The sequence below is a fragment of the Candidatus Hydrogenedentota bacterium genome (assembly GCA_018005585.1).
In the GTDB taxonomy this organism is placed as follows: domain Bacteria; phylum Hydrogenedentota; class Hydrogenedentia; order Hydrogenedentales; family JAGMZX01; genus JAGMZX01.
Genome location: JAGMZX010000084.1, coordinates 9,426 through 25,816 on the forward strand (window position 1 = coordinate 9,426; position 16,391 = coordinate 25,816).

A 16,391-nucleotide genomic window follows, 5' to 3' on the forward strand; every position below is an offset into this window, starting at 1 on the left:
CCCGCTGACGGCGGCCCGATCAAGATTTTACGCAACGAAATCCTGGGCGAGCCCCATCATTGGCACAACATGGGATATCCGTATCCGGTCTTCGCGGACTGGGACGCGGACGGGCTGAACGACCTGCTGCTGCCCAATGAGACCAACCGCATCTTCTGGTATCGCAACACGGGCACGAAGCGTGAACCGGCCTTCGGCGCGCGGGCGCAGGTGCTCGTGGACGGGTTCCCGGAGTCGGATGAGGCGCGGCGGCGTTCCGCGGAACGCGCTATCGAAGCCACGTATCCGCTGGAGGAGGAACAACCGTTCTTCTGGCGCACGGGCGCGGCGTTCGCGGACTGGAACGGCGACGGGCTGCTGGACCTCGCGACGCACGACGGCGCGACGCGCAAGCTGTGGCTCTTCACGCAGTACCGCGACGGTTCAGGCGCACTGCGCCTGAAAAAGGACCGGCCGCTCCTGCTCGAAGACGGGCGCGCCATCGACGACGCCATTGTCGGGCGCAGCGCCCACTGGACCGAATCGTTCCGCGCCATCGACTGGGACCGCGACGGGCCGATCGACCTCGTCTACAACTGCGCGGGCACGGAACCGGCCAAGGGCAGCATCTATCTCCTGCGCAACGCGGGCACGCGCGAATCGCCCGTGTTCGCCGCGCCGCGCACCTTCTGCTGCTTCGGCGAGCCGATCAAGGTCACGGCCCACGGTCCCAACGCATGGCCCGGCGATTTCGACGGCGACGGCCTGCCCGACCTGATCGCCTGTGTGGAGTGGAGCGTCTACCCCTTCTACACGCACGCCGCGCTCGAAATGCCGGAACGGCCCAAGTACGAGGTGGGTGCCTTGGGCAGCGCAGCAGACTCAGATTCATAGGCTCGTTCCCAAAGTGGTACTTGAGAACGAGACAACATGCCCTTATCCGTAGACGCGACGTCCTGGTCGCGCGTCTTGAACCGGCGGCGAGACGCCGCTGCTAAGCCGCGGCCGCTTCCAGGAACGCGCGGATGTTTTCCGTCGAGACGCCGGGGGGCATGCCGCCGCCGCAGGAGAGGATGATGCCGCGCCGGTCGTCGAGGGACGCCACGAGGCCGCGCACGGCCTCGCCGACGTCGTCGGGCGTGCCGCCGGCCAGCACATCGCGCGGCGGGATGTTGCCGATCAGCGCGACATTGCCGCCCACGAGGCGCTTCATCTCGGGCATCGGATGTTCGTGGCTGAAGTTGAAGAGATTGACGCCCGTATCGGCGAGGTGCGGCGCGCAGACGGTCCCATTAGCGTCGTTGTGGAAGAAACGGACGGACGCGTCGAAGGCATTGAATATCCGCTTGAGATATGGCTTAGCAAACTCAAGGAAATCTTCTTCGCCGCAGAAACCGGCGATGTCGTCCAGTATCAGTATGCCGTCGATGCCGGGAAACGCCGCCTTCTGCAATTGCAGCCATTCGACAAGATAGTCGGTGATTGTCGTCAGGAGCTTGTGCGCGGCGTCCGGGACCAGTTTCAGGGTGACGAGAAACTCCGTGTTTCCGAGCAGGAACCCGGCCACGTTGAGCGGCCCGCGCGCCACGGCAAAGCGGATGGCGTGGCCGGCCCGCTCTATCAGCGGCTGCGCGAACCCGAGCCGTTTCATGACGAACGGCGCGAGGCCGTCGGTGCGCGGATTGGGCTTCTTCAGGGCGTCGAGCGCATTCGGCAGCCGCTCCGCGAAGGGGAATTCGTCTTCCGGGAAGATGCACTTCGCGCCGAACGCGGACGGCTCGGTGCACATGCCGTATTCGGCCCAGAAGCCCGGCAGGAACATCGCTTGCGGGAATCTCCCGATCGCTTTCAGGTTCGCGTCGACCCACTTCTGCTCGTTCGCATAGTAACTGAGAATCGACATGCCCGCCCAGTTCGGCAGCCATGGGCTGTCGATAATGAACCCTGTCGGCAACGGGTCGCACGGCTTGCCCGCAACCACCTGCTTCAACAGTTCCCACTGCTCCGAAGTCACGGCGCTGCACTCCTTCGTCCCAGGTTGTCCCCTCTTCCCCGCCTCCAGCGTTTCACCACCCCCCGTCCTCCGGAAAACAATTCGCGTACTTCGTGCCCTTGCGCGGCTCCGCCATCATGTCCGCGACGGTATCGCGCCACTTTGCGTAATGCGCGGTCTCCTTGTGCTTCGCGGGGTCCTCTGGCGTGCGATAGACTTCGACGAGCAGGAAGCGAGCAGGGTCGTCCTGCTGCTGGATCACGTCGAAGCGCGCGATGCCGGGCTCCTGCACGCTGTTCCGGGCGTTCTCGATCGACGCCGCCTTGAACGCCTCCGCGCATTCTGGTTTCACCACGCATTCCACGAGCACAAGGTACATCGGCAAATCCTCCACGCCAGTGCACACTCCGCCCGGACATGGGCGGCCTGATCAGGCATCGTCGCCAGCCGGCAGGACTTCCCGGCCGGGCGATTCCAGCGCATCGCGAATCGTCCGGACCAATGTGGCCGCTTGATAGGGCTTCTGTATGAACCCCGCAAGTTCTTTCCCGGCAAACCGCTGCGATATTTCCTGCGCGTTATAGCCGCTGGAAAGCACGACCGGCAGGTCCGGCCGGATGCGCCGCAATTCCCGGTAAGTGTCTTCCCCGCCGAGCCGCGGCATGGTCAAGTCCAGCAGAACGCAGACAACACGGTCCGCATGTATCTTGAACTGTTCAACCGCCTCGTGTCCATCCTGCGCCGTAATGACCTGAAATCCGGAGCGTTGCAGGATGCGCGCGCCCAGCGTTCGGACCGATGGCTCATCGTCGACCAGCAGCACGGCGCCCGAACCGCGCCAGCCGCCCGCGGCGGACTGCGCCGCCGGCGCCGGCGCGGCCAGAGCATCCAGCGCCGGCAGGAACACGCGGAACGAGGAGCCTCGGCCCGGTTCGCTGTAGACCTTGAGCGCGCCCTTGTGGCCGCGCACGATGCCGAGCGCGGCGGCAAGGCCGAGGCCGCGCCCGGTGAACTTGGTGGTGAAAAACGGGTCAAAGATGCGGCTGAGCGTTTCGGCGTCCATACCGCAGCCCGTATCGGCGACTTCAAAGAACACGTAGCGCCCTTCCGGCAGGTCCTGATTCAGGTGCATGGTCTCGAGGCAGGCGCGGTCGCATTCAACGGTTCCGGTGGTGACCGTGATGCCGCCCTTCCCGTCGGGCAGGGCCTCGGACGCGTTCACGATCAGGTTCATGACAATCTGCCGGATCTGGGAGGCGTCCGCCATTACGGCGGGGAGGCCGCTCGCCAACTCGTAGCGCAGCAAGGCTTGCTTCGAAATGGAGACCTCGAGCAAATGCCCCATCTCGCGCACGATCTCATTGATGTCGGCCGGCTGAATGATGAAGCGCCCCTTGCCCGAATAGGCCAGCAGTTGGCGGGTCAGTTCCGCGGCGCGCCTGGCCGCCGTCTCGATCTCCTTGACCGTCTCCCGCGCGGGCGAAGAAGGCGGCAATTCCTCGTAGGCGAGGTCCGCATTGCCGAGAATGCCCACCAGCAGATTATTGAAGTCGTGGGCAATGCCGCCCGCGAGCACGCCCAGGCTCTCGAGCTTCTGCGTCTGTTGCACCTGCGCCTCGAGCCGGCTGCGTTCGTCCTCGGCCCGCCTGCGGTCCGTGATATCCGTAATGAAGCCCTCGACCGCCTCCAGGTTTCCCGCCGCGTCGAAGACGCCGCAACCCTGCTCCCATACCCACTTGATGTCCCCGTTCGCGGTGCGAATGCGGTAGGTAAGCGTGAATAGCCGGCGCTGGTTCAGGGCATCCTGCACGCCTTGCCAGACCATCTCGCGGTCTTCCGGGACAATGCAGTCGCCGAACGGCATATTGCCGTCAGGCCCGAGTTCCTCGGCGGTGTACCCCGTGAGCGCGAGACAACCATCGCTCACGAACAGGAACGGCCAAGCGGGCGTGTTCAAGCACCGGTAGGCCAGGCCCGGCAGATTGCCCAGCAGCGTAGCCATGGCGCGCTGGCTTTCCTTCAGCGCGGCGTCGGTCCTGGTGCGTTCTTCGATATCGCGGCGGAGCGCCTCATTGCTTTGTTGCAGTTCCCGAGTCCGCTCCGCCACCAATGCCTCCAATTCGGCGGTGTGCTCGCGTTCGTGAAGCAGTCCCCGCTCTTCCCGGGGCAGCCAGCGGCGCAGGATCAGCGCGAATATCGCAAAGGCGGCAATCAGGTTGATTGCCTTGGGCACAAAGACGATCTCGAGCCGGCTCAAGAAGCTGTAGAGCCCCCGGGGCAGCAGGCCCGCGAACGCGGTATAGCGCAGCCCGAAATACACGCTCTCGAAGACGGTGCGGAACGCGTCAATCCCGAGTACGACCAGCAGCAGGCTCACCAGCGACCCGCGCAGACTCTGCCCCCAAAGCCGCCGCACACAAAAAAAGAGTATCGCGCACCAAAGGACCGAGAGCAGCCAGTAGACCGCAGGCGTCAGGTAATTGAACACACCCACAATACACATTCCTTGGTTCACGACGAAGGCAAGCCGGCTACGGGGCAGCCATCCGCGCGCCGGCGCACCGGCCCCGCTTCCGACTGCATCCGGTCCTCAATCCTATCGCAGGACAAGACAGCAGTTCTAGCGGGTGTCCCCCGAAGCCTCACGGATATGCGGGTCTATCGCGGACTCTCGCCGCCGCCCTTGGGAAAGCTCTCAGCCACCGTTAACAGCTGACGCGCAACCACGCCGATATCGGCCCGCGGCCAGACGGGCACGGTCACGAGCGGCGCATCATCCGAGACGACAGCGCGGATGTCCGTCCGCGTCGTTGCGAGCGGCGCGTCGCCCATCCCGCGCCGCCATACTTCCACCTTTGGGCCGGGGCCATTTATCCAGCCCTCGATGAGCACCAGGTCGCAATCGGAAAACTGGACCGCGATGTCCGGCGCAGGGTCCTGGTCCGCTGACCGCGTGCTGTATAGAGCCGTGAGATTCCGGGCAACCACCAGCACCCGCGCGGCCCCGGCGCGCCGGTGATGGTGCGAGTCCGTTCCCGGCGTGTCCAGTTCGTGCTCATGGCCACAGTGTTTCACTGACCCCACGCGCAGGCCCCGGCGCGAGAATTCCGTAAGCAGTTCGCAAACGAGCGTGGTCTTGCCGTGGTTCTTGCGCCCAACGATGTGGATTGCGCGCATGATGGGGGTCATCCGCCGATTTGCGCCATGCAACGGTCGGCGCGCTCGGCGTGCGCGTGATGACGCTCCGGCTTTCGCGCGACCGCTTCGCGAATCAGCGTTTCCATGTCACGGTCGGAAGCGCCGCCGCGCAAGGCGTCGCGCAGGCTCCCTTGCGGCGCGCGGAACAGGCAGGTCCGCAATTGTCCTTCCGCCGTGATGCGGAGACGGGAGCAGGAGTCGCAGAAATGGGCGGTCATGGGCGTGATAAAGCCGATGCGCCCGCGGAAACCGGGGATCTCGTATTCGCGGGCGACCTGCGGCCCCGCGAGCGGGAAGGCGGGCCTCAGGGGGTACCGGGCCTTCAAGACGGCAAGCATCTGTTCGTAGGAAACGAGTGTAGCCTGCCGCCAGCGATTGCCGGGGAATGGCATGTACTCGATGAACCGCACGTGAAGCGGTCTTTCCCGCGTCAATTCGGCAAAATCGGCCAGTTCGTCGTCGTTCTGCCCGCCCATGACGACCATATTGACCTTGACCGGGGCGAAACCGGCAGCCAGCGCCGCATCGATGCCGTCGAGCACGTCTTTCAGATGGGCGCGGCGGGTAATGCGCTCGAAACGGCCGGCGCGCAAGGTGTCAAGGCTCACATTCAGCCGCGTGAGCCCGGCCGCTTTCAAGGCGGCTGCGTGCGCGCGCAGCAGCACGCCGTTCGTGGTCAGGGCGAGTGTTTGAACCCCGTCAACCCGCGCAAGTCCGGCAATGAGCGACTCGAGGTCTTTACGGATAAGCGGTTCGCCGCCCGTCAGGCGGACTTTGCAGACTCCCATGCCCGCGAGCAGGCGCACCAGCCGCACAATCTCGTCATAACGCAAGATTTCAGCCCGGGGCTGCAGCACAACGCCTTCGGGCGGCATGCAGTAGAGACAGCGCAGGTTGCAGCGGTCCGTGACCGCCAGACGCAGATAGGTGTGACGCCGTCCGAAAGCATCCACCAGGAATGGCAAATACTCCGCATCGGACATCCGCGTCTCCAACCTTTTCGTCCTCCTGTGGCGGGCCGGGCTCCGTCACTACGCACCCAAGCCGTCGACAACGGCACGTGCGCGGGAACGCGCGATAAAACACTGCCTGAGCCGCGACAGCAAGTCAAACTTGACCTTCTTCGCCGGCTGGCCCGGCCCGTTCGCGCGCAAGAACAGGCCATAGGCCTCATGGACCAAGGCCTCCGCCTCCGCCTTGTCGCCCGTCATGCGCAGCGCCACGGCATAGAGCGTGTCCGCATACTGCATGCAAACGCATATCTGCCCTTCCACGGCGCTGCTAGCTGTCTTCCGGCTGGACCGCTGCGTATCGTCATCACGCTTCATTCTCACGACTCGTTCCCCCGTGGCCGTTCTTATCGGCCGTTCGCACGAATAAACACTTACGGTCTGTAGTACGTTTCTCGTGGTTTCAAGCCGCCAAATCGCGCACGCCCTATTTCTTCGCGAGGCGCCTGCGCGCTTTGCGCGGTTGTGCCTCGCTAACCCGGCCGTCGCAATGCCGCAAACTGGACAAGTCCTCCAGCGTCTGCCGGGCCAGTTGTTCCAGGAGCTGCTCTTTCGCTTCGCTCCACACCGGGTGCAACGGACAGGGCCGGTCGCTGCCGCATTGCGGCAGCCCCATTACGCACTGGTCGAACGTCCCGTCGCCGTCGACAGCCCGGATAACCTCCAGCAGCGTTATCGACCGCGGGTCGCGCGTCAGTTCGTATCCGCCGCCCGGCCCGCGCGATGCGCGCAAGAACCCGCCGCGCACCAGCGCCTGGAACACCTTGCGCGTATACGGTTCCGGTATCCCGACCCGCTTGCAGATCTCCGCCGCCTGAAAACGCCGCACTTCGCCCTTGGGCACGACGCACAGAAGTGCGCGTATGGCGTATTCGCAGCCCTTCGAATAGAGTCGGAACATAATGACCTCTAAAACCGGAGGCCCGGCACTGCTGTATTCCAGAGTCCATTATCCACAATTATCCCCGCGTTGTCAACCCGCCGGCTGCAACGCTGTTAATTCCAGTCCAGCAGGCGGCGCTCCCCTTCGAGCGCACGGATGGCCGCCACGTTCTGGGTAACCTCGAGGCACCCGCGGTACTGGCCCTGAACGTCCCGCACCGCGAAATAGCGGATATGCACAAACTGCGCCTTGAACGGGATCCAGAACTCGGCAACGTCGCGCGTGCCTTTGCGAAACTCGCTGAGGATGCGGTTGACCATGTGCAGACTCTTCTGGGGATGGCAGTTCTGCACTTGGCGGCCAATTACGCCGGGACTGCGCGGGAACAACCGGTCCTTCGTGTCCGAGTAGTACCGGACGATATCGTTTTCGTCGACAAACGATATTTCGACGGGCAGATGCGTCAGGATAAGGTTGACCTGTTCGAGCGTGAGCAGCCCGGTGTCGAGAGGGATGGCGTCCAGACCGGTGTGCGGTGGACCCGCCGCCGCTTCGGCTGGCATCCCGGCCTCTGCCGGGGGCCACACGGCCGGCGGCGCGATCAGCGCGAATCCAATCTCTTCCTCTCCCCGGCGCACGGCGGCCCAGTCTTCCTCCGGGAGGATTTGCCGCGCCATGGGAAAGAGAATGTTCTCTTCCTTGAAGACCATGTCGTCCACGCGCGAGAGCAGGTCCGGGCCCAGGGCGGCAATCGCGACGGCATCGCGCCGTTCGATTGCGGCGCGCACCTGTTTGAACTGTGCCCGGATATCGTCGTGCACGGCCCACATGACCTTGGGCGGCGCGGTCACGCCGTGTTTCTCCAACTGGGGAAACAACTGGTGTTCCTTGCGCAGGTAGTGCTTTTCGACTTCGGCGAGCCGCTCGATACTCGCGGCGAGCCGGTCCCATTTCACGTGTATTTCGTGCGGTGCGCCCGCGGTATCCTTCGTGCCGATGCCTGCGGCCGCGAACACGGCGCGTAACTCTCGAATGACGCCGGTCAGCGCCCTGTTTTCCTCCTGGAACGTATGGACGGGGTGCCCCGGCGGGGTTGCCGGCTGGTCTTCGGCAGCGAGGGCGTCCCGAAACACGGCCACGTGTACATCGCAGAGGCGTTTGATCTCCTCTTCGGGAAGACCCTCCTGGACCAGACGCTGTTCCATCGCCGCGATTTCCGCGGGCGACACCGCCTGCGCCAGCGCTTCGAAGCGGGCCTTGACCTCGTCCACGGGTTTGCCTTCGTGCAGTTCCTTGATGATTTCTTTCAGCGTCTCGATGTGGTCCGCGTCCGCGCCCGTTTCGGCGTCTTCCTCTACGACTCCGGCGGCGGCTTCCACTTCCACTGCAGTGCCCGTTTCCTTGCGAATGGCCTCGGCGAGATCCCGCAGGAGCTGGTCCAGGTCGACCTGAGCCATTTGCGCCGCCTTGCCGAGCGTGGCAAAGCGGGCGACGGTCTTGCGCATGATCGGGTTCCGCAGTATCTGGAACTCCTGCGCATAGTTCCCGAGGAAATCGACAAGGAACGGATGCTCGTCCACCAGTTTGCCAACACGCGTCTTGCTCGTTATCTGCATGGTGATTCTCCCGAAGCGGCGTCCGATTCCGGCGCGCACCCGTTCTAGCGGCTGGCCATCACCTGGCTTTCCAGGGCGAGGGCGCGCGGGAACAGGATGTTGTTTTCCTTATGGATGTGCTGATGCAAGTCACGCTCCAGCGCTTCGAGGCCGTCAAGCACCGCGCGATACGTGTTGCAGGCCCAATCCGGCGGCGTGTATGCGTCCGTCAATTCGCGCAGCCGCTCCAGGGCCGCTCCGGCGCTGTCATGCTCCATCTCCATGACCCCGATCGGCGACGAAAGGAAGCCGCAGCCGAAAGAAGACGGCCCGTTGGTCTCCTCCATTTCGCGGATGGCCGGGAACAGGATCTGCTCCTCCTTTCGCATATGCATGTCCAATTCCGCCTTGAGTCCCTGGAACACACGTTGCGTCTCCGCGAGGCGCGTCTCTCTCGCGCCATGCCGCTCCACGACCTTCGCGAGCAAATCGGCCAGCCGTGGCAATTCGCGCCGCAGGTATTCGTGGTGCGCGGCCACAATATGATCGATCAATGCAGTCAGGCTCATGCCGGCGCAATCCGCCTCACCGGCGCCGGGCGCGGTGTCCGCTTCTCGCAGCCGTTCGGCCACAGCGGCCGGATCAAGGCCCTTCGCGCGGCAGGCTTCTTCGAGCGGTTTCTTGCCACCGCAGCAGTAGTCGATGTCCAATTCCTCAAATATGCGCGAGCGCCCGGGCCGTTCGCTGACCAAGTCGCCCACTGTCCGTGTCGTGTCGATTGTTGTCATTGGCAGTTATCCTTGTGGTTGGGGTCCGGAAGACGGGGCCGGACACGTCGGGAATGCGCCGGGGCCGGCCCCCGTCTTCCGCATCAGTGCCTTATTTCACCGCCAGCGCATTGCCGGTTTCGGCGCTGGGAATCTCAATCTCCGTTTCTTCCTCGATACCGACTGGCTTCAGATTACGCATCGCCTGCACCACGAAGAGGAACAGGCACAGCGCGCCCGCGATAATGATCAGGTCGGGGATGATGCGCCACTGCCCGATGAACTGCACCAGGGGCTGCTCATAGAAGGCCGCGCTGCGCGCATGCCACAAGCCGTGCTCGAACGAGTCCCACGTCTGCATGAAGCCGACGGGCAGCAGCGTGAAGATGGCCATGAGAAACAGGCCGCCATTCGTGCCCAGGAACCCGATCTTCAACAACGTGTTGTTCCAGTGTTTCGGCTCGACGACGCCGCGCAGCGCGAAGAGCATCAGGCCGATGGCCAGCATGCCGTACGTGCCGAACAGCGCGGTGTGGCCGTGGTTCATGGTCAGGTACGTCGAGTGTTCGAAGTAGTTGACCATCGGCGTCGTGATGATGAAGCCGAACACGCCCGCGCCCAGGAACGCCCACATCGCCGACGCACCCATGAACATCATGGGCCACTTGTAGGGGAACGATTCCTGCGTGGCCGGAGAGTGCCGCGAATCGAGCACGACCTTCAGCAGCAGCAGCAGGATCGGCACGGGCTCCATCGTCGAAATCACGCCGCCCAGCGCCAGCCAGAGGTCCGGGTCGCCGAACCAGTAGTAGTGGTGCCCGACGCCGATGATGCCGCTGAACAGGGCGAGGCTCGCCGTCAGATAGGCGGCGCGCAGCGCCTTCTGTTTCGGCGCGAGTCCCAGCGCGGTGACGACATAGGCCATGGCCGCCGCGGCGAAGAACTCGAAGATGCCCTCGACCCAGGTGTGAACCACCCACCAGCGCCAGAAGTCCGCGACGGTGATGTGGGTCTTGGGCGTGTAGAACAGGCCGAACGCGAAGAACGACACGATCGCGATGGCGGAGTAGGTGTAGAACGGCACCGTGCCCCAGCGGTCCTGACCGCGCCCGAAGTTCGGCATCACCGCGCGCGCCACGATAACCAGCCAGATGATCAAGCCGACAAACAGCAGGATCTGCCACAGGCGGCCCAGTTCCAGGAATTCCCAGCCCTGATGCGCCAGCCAGAACCACGCTTTGCCGCCCAGACCCTTGACGCCGAGCGCCGTGCCCGTCAGGGCCCCGCCCACGACGATGGCCACGGCCAGGAAAAGGATGTCAACGAGCAGGCCCTGCTTGCGCGGCTCTTTCCGGCCCGCGATCGGGGCGAGATACAGCGCCGCCGCAACCCACGCCGTAGCGATCCAGAAGATAGCCAGTTGAAGATGCCATGACTTCGGCAGATTATACGGAATGTTGTCAGAGACCGCCTTGATGCCGTAGAACTCGCCGGGATGCACCGTGTAGTGCGCCATCAGGCCGCCCATGGTGAGCTGTAGCAGAAACAGCGTCATCACGACAAGAAAATACTTGGCCGTCTTGCGCTGGCTCGCCGTAATGGGCAGGTGAATCAGCTTTTCGCCCACCCGCTGGTCAAGTTCCAGGCCGGAGAGGTCCTTGTCGAAGTTGCCCTTGAAGAACACGGCCAGCGCGGCGCCAATGGCAAGCATCAGGCCCAGCAGGGACGCGATGGACCAGACCACCGCTTCCGGCGCGATCTCGTTGCCGACACTGCGATCGGGCGGCCAGTTGTTCGTATAGGTGAGTTCCTTACCCGGACGCAAGGTGCCCGCCGCCCAGGCGGTCCAAAGGTAGAAATCGGCCAGGTGTTTGCGCTCCTCGGCCGTCTTCACGGCCTGCGCGGCAACGACCGTGCCCTTGTCGCCTTCGCCGTACACCCGCTCCCAGTGCTCGCGCACGCGGTCAAAGGCATAGGCCTGCGCTTCCGTCAGTTGCAGCGTCCCGGTCGCCGGGTCGAGCCGGTTCACCTTCAATTCGGCGATGACTCGCGCGTCGATTGCGCCCCGCTGACCGGGCAATAACGCCTCATACGCAAGGTTGTGGTCGCGCTCCGCGTAAAACGCGCGCATGTATTGGCCGACGAGGTGCAGCGTCGTCGCGGTGTAATCATTGCCGCGATAGGTGCCGTGGCCCCAGACCGAGCCATTGTCCATGAGACCGTACTTCTGCCAGACCTGCTGTCCCGCCAGGATGCCGTCGTAATCCGTGTAAGGCTTGTCCTGGTGATCGATCATCTTGGCCGGGTAGGGCGGCGCCGCCTCGAACGTGTACCACCCGCCCACAAGCGTGATGGCGACCGCGCCGAACAACGAGAACAAGAACACTGCTTTCAACCAATTGGGGACCATTGCCGGGTTCCTCCTTACTCCCCGCGGTTACTCACCGCAGACCAACTGTTTAGAATCCACGGAAAGTGTCCGTCCCCCCCGTGGGAAGAACGTGACACCTGAACTGCCGGGCTCGGCGGAAGCGCTCATGAGGCGCCAGATGTGCGCGCCCCACAGCGCCAAGGCCGTCACCTCCAACACGCCGCTGACCCCCGCCAGGGGAAAAGCGGGCTGCGCGAAATCGGTCAAGGTCTGAAAGCCGACGCGCAACGCGCAGCCGGTATTGACCAGCAGGAAAGGCGCCCATAGCGCGGGCTGGCTTCGAACCTCGAAACCGCGCCATGCCGGGACCACGCGCCCGGCCACGCCCAGGATCATCATGCTGACGAAGCCTACGGTAATCGCGTGGCGGATGGCGCCGTAGTACGCGTGCGAGAAACCGATGCGCGCCGCCTCGCTCTCCGGCACGAACGCCCGCAACAGTCCGAACTGGTACACGGGCAGGAGCGTGAGCATCGTCAGCGAGAGCAGCAGCCAGACGTACGCCGCGCGCACGAATTTCAGGCTGCGGTCCGTCGACGCGGAATGTGAGAAGACGCCCAGCTCGCGCACGAGCAGCGCCACGGTCACCACAAGCGTCAGCACGGCGCCGTACCACAGCGCGGCCCAGGCATGGCCCGAGGCGCGCATCAGGATGAAGCCCAGTATCTCGCCCGCGACGGACGCCGCCAGCAAACCCAGCAGCAATGCGCAGCGGCGCTCGCTCACCGGGCGCAGTCCGTAAAACCGCGGCAGGATGCGCTGGCTCACGCCGAGAATCATGGTCAGCGCGAAACCGTGAATCTGCAGATCGCGCAGCGGGGCCTGCCACGCGGCCACGAGCGCCAGCAGCGCATCGCGGTCCGGCGCTAGTGCCGTCGCGTGGAAGTACGCCGCGCTGTAGACGGTCTGGACCAGGAACCAACCCAGCGCCGTCAGAATGAAGCAGTCGGAAACGGCCCAAGGCGCCGAGGACCGGCGAAAAATGTCTATCATCAGGCCCGCAAACAACACTGCCGCCGCGGTTTCGAGCAATGAGCCCGCAAGGCCCGCCCACACCAGCCCGGAATATGCTGTCAGCCCGGCCTGCGCCCCCGAGCGGCATATGATACCGCCCAGCATCAGCCAGAGTGTCCACGTTGCGGTGCCGGGCTGCTTCAGTTCTACGCCCTTGAACCGGGGTAGCGCCCGGTACGCAAATCCCATTACGAACAGCCCCACCCAGCCGAAAATCTGGGCATGGCCGTGTGCGTTCACCTCGTGCAGGCCAACCCCCGTAAACGACCGTGCGCCCGCAATGCGCAGCAACAGCCACGCGCCCCACGTCGCGCCGAGGGTCAGAGCAACCGCGATACCCGCGCGGAAAAACGGGGCATGAACAGGCGGAATCTGACGCCACGCATCACAGGAGCACGTGGCCGAATGAGCGGACTCACAGGACATGGGGCCTGCCTTTCCCTTTAATCACATGCGTATATATGATTACCATAGTTAAAAAAAGACCTATTTCGATTGGGGAACCGCGCGACGGCGCGCCGCGATGGCCGCAATGCTCGATCCCTTCAACATCTTGAAATACCCGTCACGAACCACGGCCCACTGCCGGTGCATCGGGCAAGGCTCCTTTTCCGTGCATGTGCCTTGGCTCATCAGGCAGCGCGACCACCGGCTCACGTGGTCAATCGGTTCGACCACGTCGTAGAGCGTGATGTCCTCCGGCCTGTGCGCAAGCCGGAACCCGCCGCCGAGGCCCTTCTGCGAATGCACGAGGCCCGCCTGCGACAGCGTCTGGAGCAGCTTGCCCAGATAGTTCTGCGGCGCCTGGATTTTCTCCGCGAGCTTGGCCGCGCCCGCGAACTCGTGGTCCTTCAATCCCGCGAGCTCTACCAGCGCGTTCACCGCATGTATGGCCGTCTTGGATATCATGGCTAACACCTTAATCGCATGTCATTATACGATTTTCCCCGCCCGTTGTCAAGCCCCCCATGATCACCGTGAAAATGCCCGCATTTACGGCGATTCCGGCACTCGAACGGATGCCTGCATTTCGCGTGGATGGACCTCATGAACCGTTCCTCACGCGGCGTGGCGGGAGCCGAGGGCCTCTTCGATTTCGGCAAGGAGCCGCTTGAGTTCGAAGGGCTTGTGCAGGCAGGCACGGATGCCGAGTTCCGCGGCTTCCCGGAGTTCGTCTTCTGTGGCCATGCCGGTCACGACGATAACGGGCAGTGCCGGGTCCTGCTCGCGGATATGCCGCAATACCCCAAGCCCGTCCTGGCGCGGCATGCGGATATCAAGCACGACGAGGTCGATGCGGTGTCCCGCCAGGAGCGCCGCCGCCTCGACACCGTCGGAAGCGCTCAGGGCGCGGTAGCCGCGGCCCTGGAAGATTTCTTTGAGCACTTCGCGCAGGTCGACATCGTCGTCAACGACGAGGATGGCGCGCGGCTCATTGGGCGTGCGCCCAAGCGCGGGCCCGGTTCCACGCGCGGCGGGGGCCCGGGCCTCCGCCGGGGAAGGGGCGGCCTCCGCAGCCTCGCGTTCCGGCGCACGCGGAGCCGCGCGCGGCGCCGGCCTCTCCGGGGCGGTCTCCGCGGGCCGGGGCGCAACGGCGGAAATGTCGGCCGCCGCCGGGAGCGCAATGTGGAACACAGCTCCCTGGCCCGGTTCGTCGCCGACGCTGATTTGGCCCCGGTGGCTTTCGATGATGCCATGGCAGACTGCAAGGCCAAGTCCCGTGCCTTCGCCCTGGGCGCGCGTGGTATAGAAGGGTTCGAAAATGCGCCCGCGCAATTCGGGCGGCACGCCGGGGCCCGTATCCGCGAACTGCAGCAGCACGTGCCGCCGGTCTTCGCTGGCGCGCGCGCGCACCGTGAGCACGCCGCCCTTCCCCCCCATCGCCTTCTCCGCATTGACGATGAGATGGATAAACACCTGCTCGATGCGGCGGCGGTCGAGCCGCACGCGGGGCATGCGGTCAGCGTATTCCTCGACAATCCGTATGCCGCGCCGTTCCAGCCGTTCGCGAAAAGATGCAACCACCTGCCGCAGAATGAACGTGATAACCGAGGGCTCGAGGTTGGGCTCGGGCGGCCGCGCGAACTGCATCAGGTCCGTGAGGATCCGGCTGGCGCGGCGGCTCTGCTCGATGATGGTTTCGAGACCGTGCGCGTCTTCGCCCGTAGACGAGCGGTTGAGCATCATTTGCGCGCGGCCCGAGATCACCGCGAGCGGATTGTTGATCTCGTGGGCGGCCCCGGCGGCCAGCGCGGCGATGCCCGAAAGCCGTTCGCCGCGCAGCCGCCACTGAAAGTCCGCCTCATGCGCCAGCAGCGCGCCGGCCATTTCTTCCGTGCGCTGCTGCAACGTCTGTACGTTACGCAGCCGCGCCAAGGCCACGGCCGCAGCGCGCGCAAAGAGGCGCATGTCCGCGAAATCCTCTTCCGTAAACCCGCCGGGCATGTCGGTCGTATCCAGGAAAATCCGGCCCCATTGCGCGCCGCCCGCCGTCATGGGCGCGACAATGAAGCCGGGCCGCTGCACCAGCGATTCGAGCGTTGTGACGGAAAGCAGCCCGTCCCGCATATCCTGCGCGGCGGTCGCGAACGCGGCGGGCAGAGCGGCGTCCAAGTCTCCGGACATTGCCGCGGACACACCGCCAAGCGGCAATGAAAACGCCGTCAGGGAACCCTGGCCTTCACCCCAGCAACGGCCTTCGAGACAGGCCAGCTCGGTCTCCGCTGCATAACACAAGCCCCACGGCACATGGAACGCGTCGCGGATGTGCAGTGCCAGCGCGTCCAGGACGCCCCCAACGTGCCGTGCTTCGGCGAAGTGCGTGTGGAGCCGCTCCAGCAGGTCGAGACGGCCGAGACGGCGCTCCAGACGGCGCTGCGTATCCGTCGCGGCGGGCGGCGCAATGCGCGGCGGCGAAACGGGCTTCTGCGCCGCCACCGCGGTCTGTTCATCGATGACCTGCTGCGCCGCGGCTTCCGTAAGGCCCAGGCGCTTGAGCAACGCGCGCTCGTCCGCCGTTACCGCGCCGTTGCGTTCGTCGGATTCGAGTGTGCGCGCGGCGAGAAGCCCCGCGAGCCGCACAAGTTCCACGAGCCGGACCGGGTAGCGCGTTTCGTCGAGCGCGCCTGGGGGATGATGGTGCAGCCACGCGGCGGCGATATACGGCTCGGGCAGGCCCCAGTTTTCGAGCAGCCACTTGCCGGCGAGGGTGTGGTCGACGCCGGTCTCGCGCCTTTCCGCTTCGACGAGCGTCCGGTTGTCCGCCGCCGCGGCCGCGCGGATCGCGGCGCAGGCCTCTGGCGCCACGGTATCGAGCGCCAACCGGCCGATGTTGTGCAACAACGCCGCAACGTACGCAATCGGGGCGTGCGCGGCTTCGGTTTGTCTCGCCAGGGCGGCGGCATACGCGCCCGAAAGCCGCGCATGGCGCCAGAACATGTCCCGGTCGTGCGCGGCATCCGCAGCGGGCGGGAACATCGCCGGGACCGCGTGCGTGAAAGCGATACGCCGCACGGCGTCGA

14 protein-coding genes are annotated in these 16,391 nt (G+C 64.9%); 1 reads left to right on the forward strand and 13 read right to left on the reverse strand.

The window, feature by feature from the left end; genetic code table 11:
- A partial coding sequence (locus KA184_14450) for a VCBS repeat-containing protein (protein ID MBP8130775.1) occupies positions 1 to 873 on the forward strand: 873 nt, incomplete at its 5' end.
- Between the two features lie 100 nt (positions 874 to 973).
- Here the strand turns inward: KA184_14450 and KA184_14455 are convergent.
- From KA184_14455 to KA184_14515, 13 genes are all read right to left on the reverse strand, one after another.
- Entirely contained in the window at positions 974 to 1,993 is a 1,020-nt protein-coding gene (locus KA184_14455) for a uroporphyrinogen decarboxylase family protein (GenBank protein ID MBP8130776.1), read from the reverse strand.
- A gap of 52 nt (positions 1,994 to 2,045) precedes the next feature.
- Positions 2,046 to 2,351, reverse strand: coding sequence for an antibiotic biosynthesis monooxygenase (locus KA184_14460; GenBank protein MBP8130777.1), 306 nt, complete (start codon positions 2,349 to 2,351; stop codon positions 2,046 to 2,048).
- Positions 2,352 to 2,402: 51 nt separating this feature from the next.
- Positions 2,403 to 4,466: a response regulator gene (locus KA184_14465; protein MBP8130778.1), complete on the reverse strand. Its 2,064-nt coding sequence runs from the start codon at positions 4,464 to 4,466 to the stop codon at positions 2,403 to 2,405.
- A gap of 164 nt (positions 4,467 to 4,630) precedes the next feature.
- Positions 4,631 to 5,149 carry a molybdopterin-guanine dinucleotide biosynthesis protein B gene (gene mobB / locus KA184_14470; GenBank protein ID MBP8130779.1) on the reverse strand — a complete coding sequence of 173 codons (519 nt, stop codon included), beginning with the start codon at positions 5,147 to 5,149 and terminating at the stop codon, positions 4,631 to 4,633.
- Between the two features lie 8 nt (positions 5,150 to 5,157).
- Complete coding sequence (gene moaA / locus KA184_14475) at positions 5,158 to 6,153, reverse strand: GTP 3',8-cyclase MoaA (GenBank protein MBP8130780.1); 996 nt, start codon at positions 6,151 to 6,153, stop codon at positions 5,158 to 5,160.
- Positions 6,154 to 6,201: 48 nt separating this feature from the next.
- Positions 6,202 to 6,498, reverse strand: coding sequence for a hypothetical protein (locus KA184_14480; protein ID MBP8130781.1), 297 nt, complete (start codon positions 6,496 to 6,498; stop codon positions 6,202 to 6,204).
- A 109-nt stretch (positions 6,499 to 6,607) separates the two neighbouring features.
- The gene (locus KA184_14485; GenBank protein MBP8130782.1) at positions 6,608 to 7,081 is read right to left on the reverse strand and encodes an Rrf2 family transcriptional regulator; all 474 of its coding nucleotides are present in this window, start codon (positions 7,079 to 7,081) and stop codon (positions 6,608 to 6,610) included.
- 95 nt (positions 7,082 to 7,176) lie between these two features.
- Positions 7,177 to 8,679 (reverse strand): DUF438 domain-containing protein, encoded by a 1,503-nt coding sequence (locus KA184_14490; GenBank protein MBP8130783.1) that lies wholly within the window; start codon positions 8,677 to 8,679, stop codon positions 7,177 to 7,179.
- Between the two features lie 44 nt (positions 8,680 to 8,723).
- Complete coding sequence (gene ric, locus KA184_14495) at positions 8,724 to 9,446, reverse strand: iron-sulfur cluster repair di-iron protein (GenBank protein ID MBP8130784.1); 723 nt, start codon at positions 9,444 to 9,446, stop codon at positions 8,724 to 8,726.
- 91 nt (positions 9,447 to 9,537) lie between these two features.
- Entirely contained in the window at positions 9,538 to 11,835 is a 2,298-nt protein-coding gene (locus tag KA184_14500; GenBank protein MBP8130785.1) for a cbb3-type cytochrome c oxidase subunit I, read from the reverse strand.
- 27 nt (positions 11,836 to 11,862) lie between these two features.
- The gene (locus tag KA184_14505; protein ID MBP8130786.1) at positions 11,863 to 13,296 is read right to left on the reverse strand and encodes an NnrS family protein; all 1,434 of its coding nucleotides are present in this window, start codon (positions 13,294 to 13,296) and stop codon (positions 11,863 to 11,865) included.
- A gap of 60 nt (positions 13,297 to 13,356) precedes the next feature.
- Complete coding sequence (locus KA184_14510; protein MBP8130787.1) at positions 13,357 to 13,779, reverse strand: Rrf2 family transcriptional regulator; 423 nt, start codon at positions 13,777 to 13,779, stop codon at positions 13,357 to 13,359.
- Positions 13,780 to 13,929: 150 nt separating this feature from the next.
- Positions 13,930 to 16,391 (reverse strand): response regulator (locus KA184_14515; protein MBP8130788.1); only part of this gene is annotated, 2,462 nt, incomplete at its 5' end.